Origin of the sequence: Paenibacillus sp. FSL L8-0340, assembly GCF_038593145.1 — a bacterium.
Taxonomy (GTDB): domain Bacteria; phylum Bacillota; class Bacilli; order Paenibacillales; family Paenibacillaceae; genus Paenibacillus_AQ.
This window is the reverse complement of record NZ_CP151967.1, coordinates 7,235,095-7,250,811: the sequence shown is the minus strand read 5'-3', so window position 1 is coordinate 7,250,811 and position 15,717 is coordinate 7,235,095. Positions and strand designations below refer to the sequence as shown.

Below are 15,717 nucleotides of genomic sequence, written 5' to 3'. Positions count from 1 at the left end.
AGATATGATCTATCAACAATTTGTAGCTTACTATGCTACACTAAGTGTAGGTCAACACTAAAAGTCAGGAAGTGAGCAAAAATTTTCACCATTGGACAGGTTGCCAAAAAAGTAGGGATAAATATTGGAGCGATTCGCTTTTATGAACGAAAAGGTCTTCTGGAGCCCGTGGTCCGCAACGAGCAAAACAATCGCTTGTACACCGACAACGAGATTGATTGGCTGCTATTTCTGAAATGTCTGCGGGAAACGGGAATGAGTGTCGAGGAGATCAAAAAATACTACGATATGGTCAAAGCCGGAACATCTACCTTGCCGGAGAGAACCAAACTCATCCAGGACCAGAAGCAAGCCCTTTTGGACGATATTGAAAAGAAAAAAGCTCAACTCATTCACTTGGAGCATAAGCTGGAGCGCTATTATCGCGGGGAGAATTATTAGTATTCTGAGTAAGATGTAAAATGTTAATCTCCATATCAAACCACGACACAGCTGTCCGATTTCCCCTCCTATAATAAACGTATCTTGAAATGATAAGGAGACGAGCACAGGTATGGGCGAGATCGTTAGGCATGATGTGAATGAGGAGTATGCATTCTCGTGATTGGTGGAGGCGGGGGACGTTGTGTTTCTCAGCTTCTGTGTAGGCAATGTGGAGGATATCCGGGTGATTATGGATGATTTGCAGGACAATCCCAAAGGAAAGAATGATTAAAGGATGAGAGAGCGGCCCCTAGGCAATCGGAAGATTATTCGGGAGTAACTTTTACCTTTCATGAAAATATATGTTATCGCGTTGGGAATATCTAAGCATTGAGAGAATTATTTGGCATTTAGAAGTTGAATATATTGAATCGACATTTTTATTATTGAATTTTGGAAATACATATATACTTGTATTATTAAATGTCGAGGGTGATTTTGGTGGCTGTGAAAAAAAGTGAGGATATATTAAATAAACCAGAAATCGATGATTTAGTACGTGCAGTTGAAGAAGCAACCAGAGCAACTGTAATGAGTACTACAAGATTCATAGAACCAGCAGGGAGTACTTTGAGCAGGGCTATGTCAAAACGAAATCATATTGTATTTGGACGTAGGGGATCAGGTAAGACTAGTTTGCTTTTAAAGGCCAAACGAGACTTATCTCTAAAAAGAACACCTGTTGCTTTTGTCGATATGGAACAGTTTAAGAGTCATAGTTACCCAGATGTTTTAATTAGTGTATTAATAGCTACTCTCGAATCTTTTAAGGAGTGGGTTCAAGAAGTTGGTTTGAATTCTACGAATAAAATTTCATGGTGGAAGAAAGTTTTTGGAGCACAGCCTGAGCGATCTCCTCTAAATAAAACGAAAAGTGGACAATTAGTAATAAATTTAAATCAACAAATTGAAAATCTGAATACTATTTTACATTCCGAAGATGAGGCGGACCTTAGTTATAAATGGTCATCTGGTGACTCGGTAGAAGCTGAAAATACCGGAGAACTTGGGGTGGAGTTAAAAGGGATTAAAGCGGGTGTAAACTCAAAAGAAACAAGAAAAAATGATTCTAATATAGAAGTAACTGAAGCTTCTCGTCGATCTAAGGTCAATTATTTGCATAGACATATGCTTGACTTTCGAAAATTATTTAAAGAGATTTCAGATTTAGCTGGTACTGATGCATTTTTGATGTTAGATGATTTATATCATATAAGAAGATCTGATCAAGCAAATGTACTTGATTATTTTCATAGAGCAACAAAAGGAAATCAGGTATGGTTAAAGGCTGGGACGATTCGTCACCGCACAGACTGGTATCTTCATAGTGATCCGCCTAAGGGTTTAAAACTTGGTGATGATGCAGATGAAATTGATCTGGACATTACTCTTGAAAAATTCTCAATTGCAAGAACTTTTTTATCAAGCGTATTACAGGAAATAGCTGAAGAGGCAGGCTCGCAAAACCCTCGAATCATTATGGCAGAAAGTGCCATGGATCGATTGGTACTTGCGAGTGGCGGGGTAGCAAGAGATTTTCTAACTATTTTTCGTAGATCAGTAGAGGTAGCAAGGGAAAGAGGTGGAGGGTTTAGAGGACCTAAAATAGGAGCTGAGGATGTCAACCGTGCTGCTGGTGAGCATGACTCTTCAAAAAGAGAAGAATTAAAAAGGGATACGAACGATGAAAGAGAGAGACTTGAAAAACTTTTTGAAAATGTAAGAGAGTTTTGTTTTAATACGGGTACAAATTGTTTTTTGGTAGAACGTGATTGGAATCAAGATGGAGCGAAAGATATAGAGGAGTTAGTTGATCTTCGACTTATTCATCGAATAAATCCAAGGGTTACTGTTCGAGATAGAGCTGGAAAACTTTATATTGCTTACATGCTAGATTTAAGTCAATATACAGGCGACCGTAAACGTCGTGGATTAAATATGATCTCCTTTTGGTCAAAGGATGGTTCAGATCAGTTAAGAAAAGCTAGTCTGATTTTTGCTGAGAGACCTGTATCTGGAAAATAATCTAAAGGCACCTAACAGGTGCCTTTTTACATACAGTTAGACTGCCAAATAGATTAAATAACTTAACGTTATACTCTTCAACTTCGTTGGATAGTGTCGGTATATGCATTCTAAGCTTTGTTTCTACTATGCCTGGTCAAGATATTCATTATCTGATCCCCAGAGCAGCAATAACTTCCCGATTAATCTTAGTGAGTGCTGCTATTTCCTCTGTACTTCTATCACTGATCAAAGTCATATGTTCATCTAAAGCCTTACGGCGGTCAGCTTCATCCTCAAAACGAAAAATTTCTACAGCCGGAACTTGGAAGGCGGCTATTATTTTCTCCAGAGTTTCCAAAGAAATGTTCCGGTCTCCCCGTTCTACTCCACCTATGTAACTGTAATGAAGCGATGCTGCTTCGGCCAGTTGTTCTTGGGTCCATCCTTTTGCCTTTCTGAGCTCTCGTATCCGATTTCCTACACTTTCTGGTAAATTCATGTCATCACCTCCACTTAAGGTTAGAAGAGGTACACTGACCATTACAGATCATCAAGTGCAAACTTATTATTTGATTAATTGTACTTAAAAGTACTATTTATATTGACCAAATATAAAATCGGCTATACAATTAACTGAAAATGGATAAAAAGGAGGCCCCAACCGTGCGCCCTTCCATTCTGAAATCACTGAAGCCGGATATTATAGTTGAAATGCTGGAGATGGCTTATCGCTTCGAGGATTGGGACAAGATGCTGAATACGGCGGGTATTCTGTACAGCTATGCGCAGTGCATCTATGAGGAACGGCAGTATCACAAGGCTAAGAAGCTTCCGGTACCGATTCTGGATACAGAGCGTCCGCTGGTCTATTATTTCGGGTTCAGTCACCTGATGCGGGGCATCGTTTGCCAGAAGCAGGGGAAGTATGATGAGGCCAGAGAATCCATATACCGCTATGCCGAGCTGGGCTGGATGGAGGATTTGGGGGAGGAAGGGCGGGAGATTGCCGAGGAGTTCCGGGTTCTGGCTCGTGCCAACTTATACATCGTGGAGATTCTGTCCGGCAAGACGGAATTGCTGGAGGGGTATGCGCGATTCTTGCAGGATAATCCCGAGGAGCTACTGCCAGGGCTTGGGACTGTTTTGCAGGCTGCGGTCCAGTATGGGTTTGATGTGGATGATCTGCTGCATACTTTCGCGGAACAGAGTGCCGGATTTGGGGACTATGAGGATGCAGAGAATATCTCGCATTATTACAGCTATTGTTATCACTTGGCGCTATACCATAGGCGGGAAGACAGACTGCCAGAGGCGCTTGACTGGACTATGAATTGCCTGGAATTGGTTGACCGTTCAAACGGATGAGCAGATTAAGCGCTATCAGGATATTACAACACTCGGAACAATTGATAACCACCTCCATAAACTACAAAACCAAAGAACCTCCCACCATTAGCACGATATTTACTTAAATTTGTCATAGAGGATTAAGGATAGACTCTGGTTCAATGAGGTGGCGTGTGGTATATAGTAGAGGGACATTTTCCAAGGTAGAGGAGCGAACAGGAATGATTGCATTGATCTTGGCTGCGGGGTATGCGACCCGTCTCTATCCGTTAACCAGGGATACGCCGAAGCCGCTGCTGCCGGTTCAAGGAAACCGTACAATTCTGGATCTGCTGATTGACCGTCTGGAGGTACTGGAGGAGATTACGGAGATTCTGATTGTGACGAATGACCGCTTCTTTCATGCTTTTGAGCAGTGGCATCAGCAGTACAGGGGGCCGAAGCCGATTCGTATTCTGAATGACGGAACCTCTTCTCCAGAGGGACGGTTAGGAGCGATTGGCGATATCCAGTTTGTCATCGGGCGGGAACAGCTGCAGGAGGATTTGCTGGTGCTGGCGGGCGACAACGTGCTCGGCTTTGGCCTTGAGGGGTATCTGAATTATTTTCATAAAGTCGATAAAGACTGCATTCTGGTCCGGACAGTGGACGATATTGAGGAACTGCAGAGTGTTGGCGTGGCAGAGCTGGATGCACAGAGGCGTGTCCTTTCTTTAGAAGAAAAGCCGCAGTCACCCAAGACGAACATTGGCGTATTTGCACTCTATATCTACAAGCGATCTACATTGCCGTTATTCTCCCGTTATCTTGCCGATGGCGGCAACCCGGATGCGCCGAGTTATTTTCCCGAGTGGCTGCATTCCCGCCAAGAGATGCGGGCCTACTATACGGAGGGCACGATTGATGATGTGGGCACCCCGGAAGCTTATGCCCAGATGCGGGCTAGACTGGGGAACGTCCAAGAGGAGCAAGGTTAATCTTCAAGCTGGAAGCAGTTCATCCTGTAGGGGATGGACTGCTTTTTTTGTACGCCCAGTATGGGCGTCAGCTCTTGGGGGGGAGCCCCGAACGGGGGCTTTCCGCTTATCGCGGATTTACTTTTACCTGCGAACCTTTGCCGCTGGTTTGGATGCCGCTTTCCTTCAATCCGGCTTCCTTCAAATCGCCCAGCAGCCGCTCCAGCACTGCCTTGGCTGCTGCCGCCTCCTTCGCTCCGTTCGCCTTCACGACTAGCTGCACCGGCTTGCCGGAGCGCAGATGCTTGTCTGCCTGGCGCAGCTTGGTATCGTAGTCATGCTCTTCGATGTGAGCGGTGAAACGAAGCTCCTTGGCTTTCCCGCTGCCGCTCTGGCTTCCGGCATGTCCAGCGCCCGCTTTGCGGGACGCGGCTTCCTTCTGCGCGGCCGCTTTTCCCTTGCCCTTAGCGATCAGGCTGCAGGGAGGGGGGCTGCTCATCAGCGAGGTGCAGACCAGGTCTGCACCGGCGGAGCGGGCCATTGCCAGCGCTTCCGCTCGTAATAACGTGCCGAACTTCTCCCCCTTGAGGCCGGTCAGCACCACCTCGGATGCTTTGATTTGCTCGTTGATGAATACGGCCATGGAAATGGGCCCTCCTTTGTAAACAATGTTAAATCTATTTTATACGAAATGAGGCTGCGGTTCACCTATGCGCTGAGGTTGATTTTATTATCCAAACGGTTAGAGTATAATTAATCACTTCTATGCGATTATCATCGATTCCATTTTTGAAATAGCAGAATAATGGGAGGGTAAACTATGGACAATCATTGGATGAACCAACTAACGCTTTGGCATGAGGCGGATGAATATCAACAAATCGTCGACAGCATTATGGAGGTTCCTGCACAAGACAGAGATTATGCGGTCATCGGCCAATTGGCGAGAGCGCTGAATAATCTGGAGCGATACGAAGAGGCGCTGGAACAGCTTTTGGCTATTGCCGGGCAGGGAGCGAATGATCCGTTATGGCATTTTCGTGCGGGGTATTCCTACTACTATTTGAAACAATATGAGGAAGCTGCCAGAGCCTTTAAAAAGGCCGACGAACTGGATCCCGGAGACCAGGATACGCTAATGCTATTCAATTGGAGTGTACGCGGTGCCGAGAAGCAGAAAAGGGAGCAGAAGCGTTTTGCGGCTGCACAAATGGCCAAGGAACAGAGCGGTGATAGCAACTCCTTTGAGCCAGCGGATTTCTCGGACTTTTGGGAGAACAGCGATTATGCTTTAAAAGAATATGTATCCGAGCCGCCGACGGAGGAGATGATTGCCTCAGTGGAGCAGGAGCTGGGTTACAAGCTGCCGGCCTCCTATATCGAACTGATGAAGCTGCAGAATGGGGGCATCCCGCAAAACACCTGTTTTCCTACCGGGGAAGCAACTTCATGGGCGGAAGACCATATTGCCATTTCAAGTATTATGGGAATCGGGCGGGAGAAAAGCTATTCACTGTGCGGAGATTTGGGCAGCCGCTTTATGATTGAAGAGTGGGGGTATCCGGACATTGGGGTGGTAATTTGCGACTGCCCATCTGCCGGCCATGATGTAGTAATGCTGGATTACCGTTTATGCGGCAGAGAAGGCGAACCTGCGGTTATTCATGTCGATCAGGAAGGCGATTATGAAATTACGTTTCTGGCCGGCAGCTTTGAGGCCTTTATCCGCGGATTGGTGAATGATGAGGAATATGATTATGATGTGTCTGAGGATGACAGGGATGATGGGCTTACTCAGGAGGCAATTGAAGGAGGAGACCAGTTGAAACCCTTTATTCTGGTAGAGCAGGACAACGGCGGCATGTCAGTCATCTTAAACGCAGGCTCTTATAAAGCCGAACTATTTCAGACACGGGAAGACGAGGGCTTCGAAGGGAGCGGTTATGACTGGGCTTCCCTGGCATCTGTCTTTCTGGAAGAGAAGATGCCCCAGCTCGCAGACAGCATCCATTTTGACCCCGAAGCGGATATGTTCTGCGCGTATTCCAGCAATAGAGAGGCTGTGCAGAGCTTTGCAGCGGGCTTCAAAGCAGCTTGTGAGGACGACGCTCTTATCCGTGACTTATTCTCCCGTGCAGAACTCGATTAGCTAAACTTATTATTAAGAAGGAATGAGAGCCGCTGCCAAGCGGCTTTTTTAAAAATATAAGAATTTATATGTTTCAAACGATAACTTGTCCTTCTATTTCTCGCTGAAACGGCTTTGCCGTCCTTAAAAAGGACGGCAAAGCCGTTTCCACTTGTTTATATCAGTTGAACCAGAGCGTCTTCAAACTGGGAGAGCTCTGGAGAAGCAGGGATTTAGTAATGAAAGCAGGGTCCCTAAAAGCCCGCAGCGGGTTCGTTTGCTCGTAAAGGACTCAGGAGGCGCTATGGAGAGTAAAACCCCTGTTTAATCTCTTTTGCGGACCCAGCCGACCTTATCTGCTCTGTATTCTTTCTAAAAACGGCCATCATGGAGAAATAACTGCGCTGGAGTCCGTTTTCCTACTATAAGAGGCTAAAAGCCCCAATTAAGTGCAACTCGGTCCGTTCGTGCTCTGAGCCAGAAATACACTTTCCGCATGCACACACACGCCTTCGGAAAAAGAGCGAAGTCTTTGAAACACCAAGACGGGGTCTTGGCGGGTGAAGGGGCCGGAATCCAAACATTCACCGCAGTTGCATATTATGCCGGATCGGTAAGTCTAAAGTTCAACTTATTTAGTTAAGAATTCTATACCTGCTTAGTTTTGCCAGCTGGTTGCGCTTTTTGCTGCTGCATTCCGCAAGATGTTTGTGGGATGACGAAGGGTGCTTTTCGGTGTAAAACCTAAAAATATGAATTATGATTAGTCCATAAGAAAAATAATACGGCCCAAAAGTTACATAAGACGGCGAGGAGAGATGAATGGTGCTTGGACTATCCTTCGGGAACGGGATCACGCTGATACACTTCGAACAGCAGAAACCCAGGTTGTTCACTGCCGGTGATCATCTGGATTGCAGGTATATCAGAGCCTTCTTCAAAAGACAAGGCATGACGGCGACTCAATATATCGAACCTAATCTATCTAACATATATGATACAACTGCAGATATTGCTGCATTGGGGAATGAAATTATTGCACTTCATGTAACACCGTCAAACTACCGGTTATGTAAGCGGTTGACCTCCACCCTTAAGGAGCAGGAGGGCCGGAACCGGGTCATTTGGTTTGGTAATCTGGCAGCGGTTATCGGTGAGGAAGTGTTCGGGGAAACAGAAGTGGACGGTTTAGTAAGGTGGAGTCCTGAACGGACGCTCTCCCGGCTGGTGAATACAGAGGTAGAGGGCTGGTCTGCTGTGAATGGATTTACATCCCGGGCCATGGTTGGCAGAAAGCCTGGTGGAGATTCGCTGGCCCTTCCCGCGGAGGAGGAAGCCGCGGCTGCAGCAGGCGTCATGGAGCTGGATGAGCTGACCGGGGTATGGGAGGACATGTCAGACCGGAGGCGGGCGGCGATGCTGTCAGTGAAATGTGCGGATCAGCTCGGCAATCCTCATCATGTTGCCCAAGGGATACGGAGGCATTCTCCGGAGCGGCTGCAGCGTGATCTGGAGCTTGCGGTCCGGACATCCAGACAGACGGCACCCGTCATTACTATTGAGGGATTCGACCTGATCCGGGATGAGGCGCAGAGTGAGCAGATTCTGGAGGTTCTGGAGGAAGCGGAGTTCAAGGCCGGATATAAGCTGACTGTTCCGCTGGAAGCCTGTACATATTCAATGCTTGAGCGATTTAAACAGTGTGGGGTAGAACAACTCCAGATCAAGGTTCCCCTGGGCACCACGCCGGATGCCTTCCCGAAAGAAGAAGCAATTAATTATATGATATGGCAAAGGCAAACCAGTCAGCCGATGACCTTCTCCGTTACGCTTACCGATGACGGAAACCGGGAAGCAGACCCCAGCCTTACGGCGGAGCTGCTGCACAGATGGATCACTGAAGGAGTGATTGAGGCGGTATCTGCACGGGCAGAACCGATGGACCGGGCCAAAGCCATTCAGCCCGTCATTCTCCCGGAAGCCTTAGCCGCTGTAATGCTTGAGCATCTGACCACAGAGCAGCCTCCGTTCTTATTAAACGAGTATACGGCCTATATGACCGGATACTATCCGCAGCAGGCGATCGGCGGCGGGGTCAAGCATATCGGGCTCACAGAACCGCTAGAGGAAGAAGTGCCAAGTAACTATTTTGGGGAGTACACAGCCCTCAATAGCGCACTTATATACGAATATAACCAAGTATACAGGGGAGAAAACCCGAGTTATATCTATTATGATTCCGATGGGGTATGGAAGCGCAGCAACCGGAGATTTGAGGAATTGTCGGAGGCTGCTGACAAAGAAGAATACTATTTATCCAATGCTCATCAAGTGGTGCAGACGGAAGGAACTGAATATATTCTGCAGCTGAATGACTTTCTCCAGATGGAGCCGATCCGCATCCGGCAAATGGGCTATTCAGAAGCGGCAACCAGGGAACGGGATAGGAACAACGTGGAGTTCCAGATGCTAAGGATAACATCCACTGAAGATCTGGAGGCCTATCTGGAGGATGTGGACCATTTCAGCCGAACAGGGACCTTCCGGCACGGATATGAAATCCAGTCGTATCTGGTGGATAGCTGCCGCTGGTCGGGAGCCCAGACTTGCACAGTGAAGCAGCTTCCGAGGCTGTTCGTAGACGGCAATCAGGCGGTATCCGGGTGCAGAGGCTGCGCCGCTATCGGCACTCTGGATGATTCTATGGATAGGTTGCTGCTGCAGACTGCGGTGGTCTCGGATCGGGAGCAGCTAGTAAGAGGCTGCGCGACTTGTGAAATCAACGCTTCCTGTACCAAATGCAGTTTCCTGCCCGCCTACATGAACCGCCAGCAATATTGTAATATCCGCAAGAAACATAACACAATGCACTTATATATGCAGACCATTGAAATGCTCAAAGGGCTTAACAAATATTCGCAGGCTTTAGACGGTCTTAGTGTGGACAACTTCCGGATGTCGCTGCCAACCTGCACACACAAATACCCCTATGAACGAAGAGGAAATGTCCGCTCGGCAGTCGCAGATACCGTACTTTTGTTCTTCATCGGGGAAACTCCGGCGGTCTACCAGACTAGCAGCCAGAAATTACTGAGGTTGAGCGAGCCCATGGCACTGCTGCTGGAAGGAATGATGGCGGGCGCCAATCGCTTTGAATTGAAGCAGGCCCTTAGGGACCGCTACCAGGTCGAAGAAGAACAAGCTGACCAAATCATATCCCAGGCTACAGACTTATTTATGCAGGAGGGATGCCTGAAACATCCTGTCGCAGTTTTGTGAACGTAGCTTGCCACCTCACAAGCCTACAGCCCTATGGCTGTAGGCTTTCATAAATCCGAAAATAACAGTTTCTTAGTTATACATACATGGACTAACAAGTATATAGAGACGGGCCTGCCGGGAATCGGATATGTTCTGCTCTGCCATTTAACCCGAATTTAATTGATGTAATGGAGGAAACAGCATGGGACTACAGATTAATGGATTAATGAAGCAATATGGGAACAACCGGGTCATTCACGATATTACCATTGATGCCCCTACCGGCAAGGCTTTTGGACTTCTGGGAGGAAACGGGGCAGGTAAAACAACGACCATCCGTTCCATCCTCGGATTAGTGGATTATGATGCGGGAGACATTCTGTGGGAAGGAATACCGATTCTCGGTAACCGTCCTAGCATTGGATATTTGCCGGAGGAACGGGGCCTCTATCCTAAGGAAAAGGTTAGTGAACAGCTGGTTTATTTCGCCAGACTGGAGGGCATGTCACGGCAGGCGGCTATAAAGGCCATGAAGCATTGGCTGGAGCGGCTCGGAGTCGCAGAGCATGAGCATAAGCGCGTAGAACAGCTGTCCAAAGGGAACCAGCAGAAGGTGCAGATTATCTCTGCCCTGCTGCATAACCCTGAGCTGATCATTCTCGATGAGCCATTCAGCGGCCTCGACCCCATTAACTCGGATATGCTTGCGATGATTGTGAAGGAGCAGTTGTCCCTGGGAAAGACCATGATTTTCTCCACCCATCAGATGGGGCATGTAGAACAGTTCTGCGAGGATATATGCATTCTTAGGCACGGAAGAATGATAGTATCGGGCAGCATAGCAGACATTAAACGCTCTTATGAGCGCTGTAACGTGCTGCTGCGCAGCGACGAGGATCTCAGCCGGCATCTGGTGGCAACACATCTTCAGCCGCTTACCGCGGATGCAAAGGAATGGCAGATGAAGGTGCGGGATGAGGATGAGGCCAATGAGCTATTGCTGCGCTTAACCCAGATGGGCATCCGGCTGCTGAAATTTGAGATTAAAGAGCCAACACTGCATGAGATATTTGTGGAAAAGGTAGGTGAAGTGTCATGAGGAATTTTGGTCTGGTATTTGCTTACTCCTTCAAGGAACGCTTGCGTTCCAAAGCCTTTACCTATTTAACACTGATTATGATCGTGGTTGTGGCTGCACTTGTACTGGTTCCAAAATTAACTCAGGATGACGGGAATTCCGCGAAGGGCGAAATTGATGTGCTGGATAGGACAGGAGCCATCCCGAACGCAGATAGTTTCAAGGAGAACGTATCACCTTCCTATGAGTGGCGGATGATCACCGAGAATGAAAGGGCCGGGGAGCTGAAGCGTCTGGAGGAGAAGAAATCACTTCTTGGGATTGTTCAGATTGAGAATCAAGGCAGCCAGCCGGTTCTTTCCTTAACCGTAAACAAGGCGGATGATGCTCCTTATATCCGTGAACTGAACAGCTACGTTCAGAATCAGTATACGATATTTCAAATTCACAAGCTGGGCCTGGGACAGGAGCAGCAGAAGCAGCTGACCTCAGCAGTTCAGATGCAAATACAGGAGATGGAGGCCGGAAGCAAATCTTTAACTGCCACGTATTGGCCGGTCTATATGATGACGTTCATGCTGTATCTTCTAATCTACATGTTCGGAAGCAATGTAGCGGTATCTGTATCCGTAGAGAAGGGCTCGCGGGTCAAGGAGATCCTGATTACGAAGGTTAAGCCGGTGCAGCTTCTTTTCGGCAAGGTGTTTGGCGTCGGCTTGGCAGGCATTCTGCAATTTGCCATTATTGTTGGCGCGGTTTACCTCATCCTGACGATGTCGGGTACGGGAGGGGTGCTGGAGCTGTTCGGCATGCCGGTGGATTTCTCCATTCTGGGCGGAACCACAATTATGCTGTTAACTCTCTTTTTCATTCTCGGTTATTTCTTCTTTGCTGCCTTGTTCGCGGCAACTGGATCGATGGTTAGCCGCAGCGAGGAAATCAACCAGGTGACGCTGCCTATCTCGATTTTGCTTATGGCAGGACTCATTGTTGCTATGTTAGCTATGCTGAACCCTGACGGCACACTGGCAGTGATAGGCTCATACATTCCTTTCTTTACCCCGTTCGTTATGTTCGCAAGAATTGGTGCCTCAGATCTGACAGCCTTGGAGATTGTAATTCCGACGCTGATCCTGTTCGTATCTACCCTGGCTGCTTGCTGGCTGTCGGCGAAGATTTATCAGGTGGGTGTCCTCCTGTATGGACAGAAGCTGAATCCTAAACTGCTCTACAAAGCTATAAAGGCCTTATAGAGGGGGGATGAGAATATGGGAAATGCAATGAAAACGGAGAAGCTTAAACCGGGCAAGGCACAGTGGAAAGAGCGCCCGATCCGTGCCGTGGAGGGCAAAAAGCTGCTTGGACAATGGGCAATGGTGACCGGCGCCGGAAGCGGGATAGGAGCGGAAATCGCTGAGCATTTTGCAGAGTCCGGCGCTTCTATAGTGCTCACGGAGCTGCCTGAATTTCTGGAGAATGCCGAGAATGAGGCTGAACGGCTTCAGCGCCTATACGGTGTTGAGGTGCTGTGCAAGCCCCTTGACCTGCGCAGCGTGGAGGACATCAAGCGGTGTATACGTTCTATCGAAGAACAGGTGGAGAGCATCGATATTCTGATCAACAATGCAGGCGTGAACCTGCTGTCGCCTGCGCTGAGTCTGAGCGAGGAGCAATGGGATTTCGTCGTAGATATTAATCTCAAGGGTACGTTCTTCCTGACCAGAGAGGTCGCGAAGACGATGGTCCGCCATAAGCGGGGCTCCATCATTATGATAGCTTCCCATGACGGTGTAGTAGGCAGTGAGAACCATGCGCCCTACAGCGTTAGCAAGGCAGGACTGATTCATCTAACACGGTCCCTGGCTGCTGAATGGGCAAAACACGGGATTAGAGTCAATGCGGTGTCCCCAACCTTTGTCATTACCGAGTCCAATGAGCAGGAGATGGATGATCCTCAGTTCCGGCGTACGAACCTGCCGCGTATTCCGCTCCGCAAGTTTGCGGTACCGGAGGATATTGCGAATTCTGTACTGTTTCTCGCCACAGATTCCGCAAGCATGATCACCGGGCATAATCTGGTGGTCGATGGCGGTTGGACTGTAGTTTAACCTGTGGTTATCCTGGACGCTCTCAGCGCCTGATCTCTCCTCCATCCTTTTCAATCAGACTCCAGGACCAAATCTATTACGAGGATGTGTTAAGCATGCAGGTTAAATCTATGGATTGGCGGTCGGAGCATGAACTTGAGGAAGAGCGGCTGGCGCTGAAGTATCATTCCAATTCCAATGTGAATCCGCAGCTTGAGGTGCTGACCCGTTCGCGGATGAAAATGCTGAATCAACTGTTTGCCCAGAGGAATGTTGAGGTGAAGCCCGCAAAACGTTATTTCTCTTCTCCTTCCTTCGGACTGCAGAAGAGCGAGCTGGCAGAGCATCCGTTCATGATGAAATTGCTTGTCCATCTGCAGGAGCTTCAGGTCCAGTCCAGACCGTTTCTGGATTATGAACCTTTAAGAGAGCTGGGCGGGGCCAAGCTGAACGGTCCGGGGCTGTATATCTTTTCGAGAAGTCCGGTATCCGGCAGGCATGAGCTGTTCTACTGCAATCCGGCAGAAATGGTCGTTCAGCGAGTGAAGGAGACAGCCCCCGGCGTTTGGAACCGGCTGTTCCATTCCGATCTGATCCAGGGAACGGCGGAGGCAGCCGTGTTTGTAACGGCCAAAATCCAAAGCTCCATGAAGTTGTTCGGAGAACGGGGGTACCGGCTCAGCTTGCTGGAAGGCGGGCGGTTAACGGAGCGTTTATCACAGTGCACCCATAAATTCGGATGGAAATTCCAGCCTGTCGCCACCTTTTATGACCAGGACGTTCAGGAGCTGCTAGAAATAGACGGGCATTCTGAAGTGGTGCTTTCCTGTCTGATTCTGGAGGAGGTGAAATAGATGTACCAATACAAATTTGTCAAAGTTGATTTAAAAGGAATCCTGCAAAGCAAGCCTGAGGAGGATTATCACGAACTTATTCATGAGCATGCCCGTGAGGGGTGGAAACTGTTTCAAATTTTCGCTCCGAATACCTATGGATTTGGAACTTCCGCCTTTTTGGAATTGATTTTTGAACGTTCAATCACTGACTATCACTGAAGCTTTGAGGCATATTCCTGAACCGGTAACCCGGTGTACGGGCTCGGCCGCATAATGGCCGGGTCCTTATTGTCGACAGTGGAAGCAGGGCGGTTTTGACAAGAATACCCCATGTTATACCACTCAGAAGAAGGAAATACTAAGAGAATATAGAATACCCTTCTATTAGAGGAATCTGCTTGACGCGCGGCAACTTTGACGTACCCCATGATGCGTTTAGGAGACCGAAATTGATTGGGGGCTTCTGAGGATGGATGGCTGTGCAGAAATGATAGAGCTGGAAATCAGAGCAGGGTTGCGGTCGTTTTTTACCGTGCCGCATTTATTGGAGCAAGGAACAGCCTGTGTGGAAGAAAAACTGCGGGAATCATTGCTGTTCAGCAGAATGACAGTGCTTCATTACCGGGCGTTTGGCGGAAGCGGTAAGGCGATTTACCGGGCCGGCGCCGCTGTGGAGCTGATGATCCTGAGTCTGGATATCATTGATGATCTGCAGGACAAGGATAACAAAGAAACGGTATGGAGCCGGATGAGTCCGGAAATTGCCCTGAATATTGCCCTTGGGCTGTTGACGCTTTCCCAGCAGATGCTGTTGACCAGCGATTTCCCGGAGGAGCGGGCAAGCGGTGCCGCGCGGCTGATGAATGAGCAGGTGCTCTCTGCCATTAATGGCCAAACAACAGATCTGCTGAACGATATTGAGAGCGAAGAGGAATACATAGAGATGGTAAGGCAGAAATCTGCCGGTCTGCTTGTGGCCGCCTGTATGATTGGAACACTGCTGGCAACCGGCGAAATCCATGAAGAGGTAAGGAAGTATGCGGAGGAGCTCGGAATAGCAGCCCAAATGAAAAATGATATCCGTGACCTGCTGAACTGGGACAACAAAAATGATTTCTGGAACCGCAAAAAAACACTGCCGACACTGTATCTGCTTCAGTCCATCCCGGAGGGAGAGGACTGGATCACTGATTACTTTGAGGCACGCCTGGAATTGGAGGAGGTGGCACACCGCAAAGAAGAGATTGAGCGCATTATCGAGCAATCGGGAACGTTCCTGTATTCTTCTATCCGAATGAGAACCCACTATTATAATTATCTGGATTTAGTAGGCAAGCTGGGGCTTGCCCCCGTCTGGCAGGAACAGATGCTTGCGATGGCAGACTGAGCCAGAGGGTACCGTAAAGCCCGCTACAAACCGCCACAAACCACCGCAAAAGCCCGCAATCACCCCGCAATTACATTTGCGGAAAGTACTAGTATGGTTGTCGTTTCCAGTTGGGACAACACCTGATATATTGAATTCAAGAGGAAG

At 48.2% G+C, this 15,717-nt stretch carries 14 protein-coding genes; 12 read left to right on the top strand and 2 right to left on the bottom strand.

All coding sequences use genetic code 11. From position 1 onward, the window contains the following. Positions 1-81 precede the first annotated feature (81 nt). Both NST07_RS33220 and NST07_RS33215 read left to right on the top strand, forming a co-directional pair. Positions 82-441: a MerR family transcriptional regulator gene (locus NST07_RS33220; protein WP_341097820.1), complete on the top strand. Its 360-nt coding sequence runs from the start codon at positions 82-84 to the stop codon at positions 439-441. A gap of 483 nt (positions 442-924) precedes the next feature. Beyond that, the gene (locus tag NST07_RS33215; protein ID WP_341097244.1) at positions 925-2,508 is read left to right on the top strand and encodes a hypothetical protein; all 1,584 of its coding nucleotides are present in this window, start codon (positions 925-927) and stop codon (positions 2,506-2,508) included. Positions 2,509-2,656: 148 nt separating this feature from the next. Here NST07_RS33215 and NST07_RS33210 read toward each other — a convergent pair whose 3' ends face one another. After that, the gene (locus NST07_RS33210) at positions 2,657-2,989 is read right to left on the bottom strand and encodes a helix-turn-helix transcriptional regulator (protein WP_341097243.1); all 333 of its coding nucleotides are present in this window, start codon (positions 2,987-2,989) and stop codon (positions 2,657-2,659) included. A gap of 164 nt (positions 2,990-3,153) precedes the next feature. Between NST07_RS33210 and NST07_RS33205 the strand changes: the two genes are divergently transcribed. Further along, positions 3,154-3,855, top strand: a complete 702-nt coding sequence (locus tag NST07_RS33205) for a DNA-binding protein (RefSeq protein WP_342480831.1) — start codon at positions 3,154-3,156, stop codon at positions 3,853-3,855. A gap of 203 nt (positions 3,856-4,058) precedes the next feature. Continuing rightward, entirely contained in the window at positions 4,059-4,814 is a 756-nt protein-coding gene (locus tag NST07_RS33200) for a sugar phosphate nucleotidyltransferase (protein WP_342480830.1), read from the top strand. A 106-nt stretch (positions 4,815-4,920) separates the two neighbouring features. Here the strand turns inward: NST07_RS33200 and infC are convergent, their stop codons facing one another. After that, positions 4,921-5,436 carry a translation initiation factor IF-3 gene (infC, locus tag NST07_RS33195; protein ID WP_342480829.1) on the bottom strand — a complete coding sequence of 172 codons (516 nt, stop codon included), beginning with the start codon at positions 5,434-5,436 and terminating at the stop codon, positions 4,921-4,923. Positions 5,437-5,613: 177 nt separating this feature from the next. On the opposite strand from infC, the gene NST07_RS33190 reads away from it, so the two are divergent. The 8 genes from NST07_RS33190 (at position 5,614) to NST07_RS33155 (ending at position 15,570) form a co-directional block, all read left to right on the top strand. After that, on the top strand, positions 5,614-6,942 hold the full coding sequence (locus tag NST07_RS33190; RefSeq protein ID WP_342480828.1) for an Imm51 family immunity protein: 1,329 nt from the start codon (positions 5,614-5,616) through the stop codon (positions 6,940-6,942). 801 nt (positions 6,943-7,743) lie between these two features. Further along, positions 7,744-10,200 (top strand): hypothetical protein, encoded by a 2,457-nt coding sequence (locus NST07_RS33185; protein ID WP_342480827.1) that lies wholly within the window; start codon positions 7,744-7,746, stop codon positions 10,198-10,200. A gap of 184 nt (positions 10,201-10,384) precedes the next feature. Continuing rightward, positions 10,385-11,281 (top strand): ATP-binding cassette domain-containing protein, encoded by an 897-nt coding sequence (locus tag NST07_RS33180; RefSeq protein WP_341097232.1) that lies wholly within the window; start codon positions 10,385-10,387, stop codon positions 11,279-11,281. After that, complete coding sequence (locus NST07_RS33175) at positions 11,278-12,513, top strand: ABC transporter permease (RefSeq protein ID WP_341380163.1); 1,236 nt, start codon at positions 11,278-11,280, stop codon at positions 12,511-12,513. The genes NST07_RS33180 and NST07_RS33175 overlap by 4 nt, the downstream gene beginning before the upstream one ends. A gap of 15 nt (positions 12,514-12,528) precedes the next feature. Further along, positions 12,529-13,368: a glucose 1-dehydrogenase gene (locus NST07_RS33170; protein WP_341097227.1), complete on the top strand. Its 840-nt coding sequence runs from the start codon at positions 12,529-12,531 to the stop codon at positions 13,366-13,368. Positions 13,369-13,463: 95 nt separating this feature from the next. Continuing rightward, complete coding sequence (locus NST07_RS33165) at positions 13,464-14,201, top strand: hypothetical protein (RefSeq protein WP_342480826.1); 738 nt, start codon at positions 13,464-13,466, stop codon at positions 14,199-14,201. After that, complete coding sequence (locus tag NST07_RS33160; RefSeq protein WP_341380159.1) at positions 14,202-14,402, top strand: DUF4177 domain-containing protein; 201 nt, start codon at positions 14,202-14,204, stop codon at positions 14,400-14,402. 250 nt (positions 14,403-14,652) lie between these two features. After that, positions 14,653-15,570, top strand: a complete 918-nt coding sequence (locus tag NST07_RS33155) for a polyprenyl synthetase family protein (protein ID WP_342480825.1) — start codon at positions 14,653-14,655, stop codon at positions 15,568-15,570. The last annotated feature ends 147 nt before the right edge of the window (positions 15,571-15,717 follow it).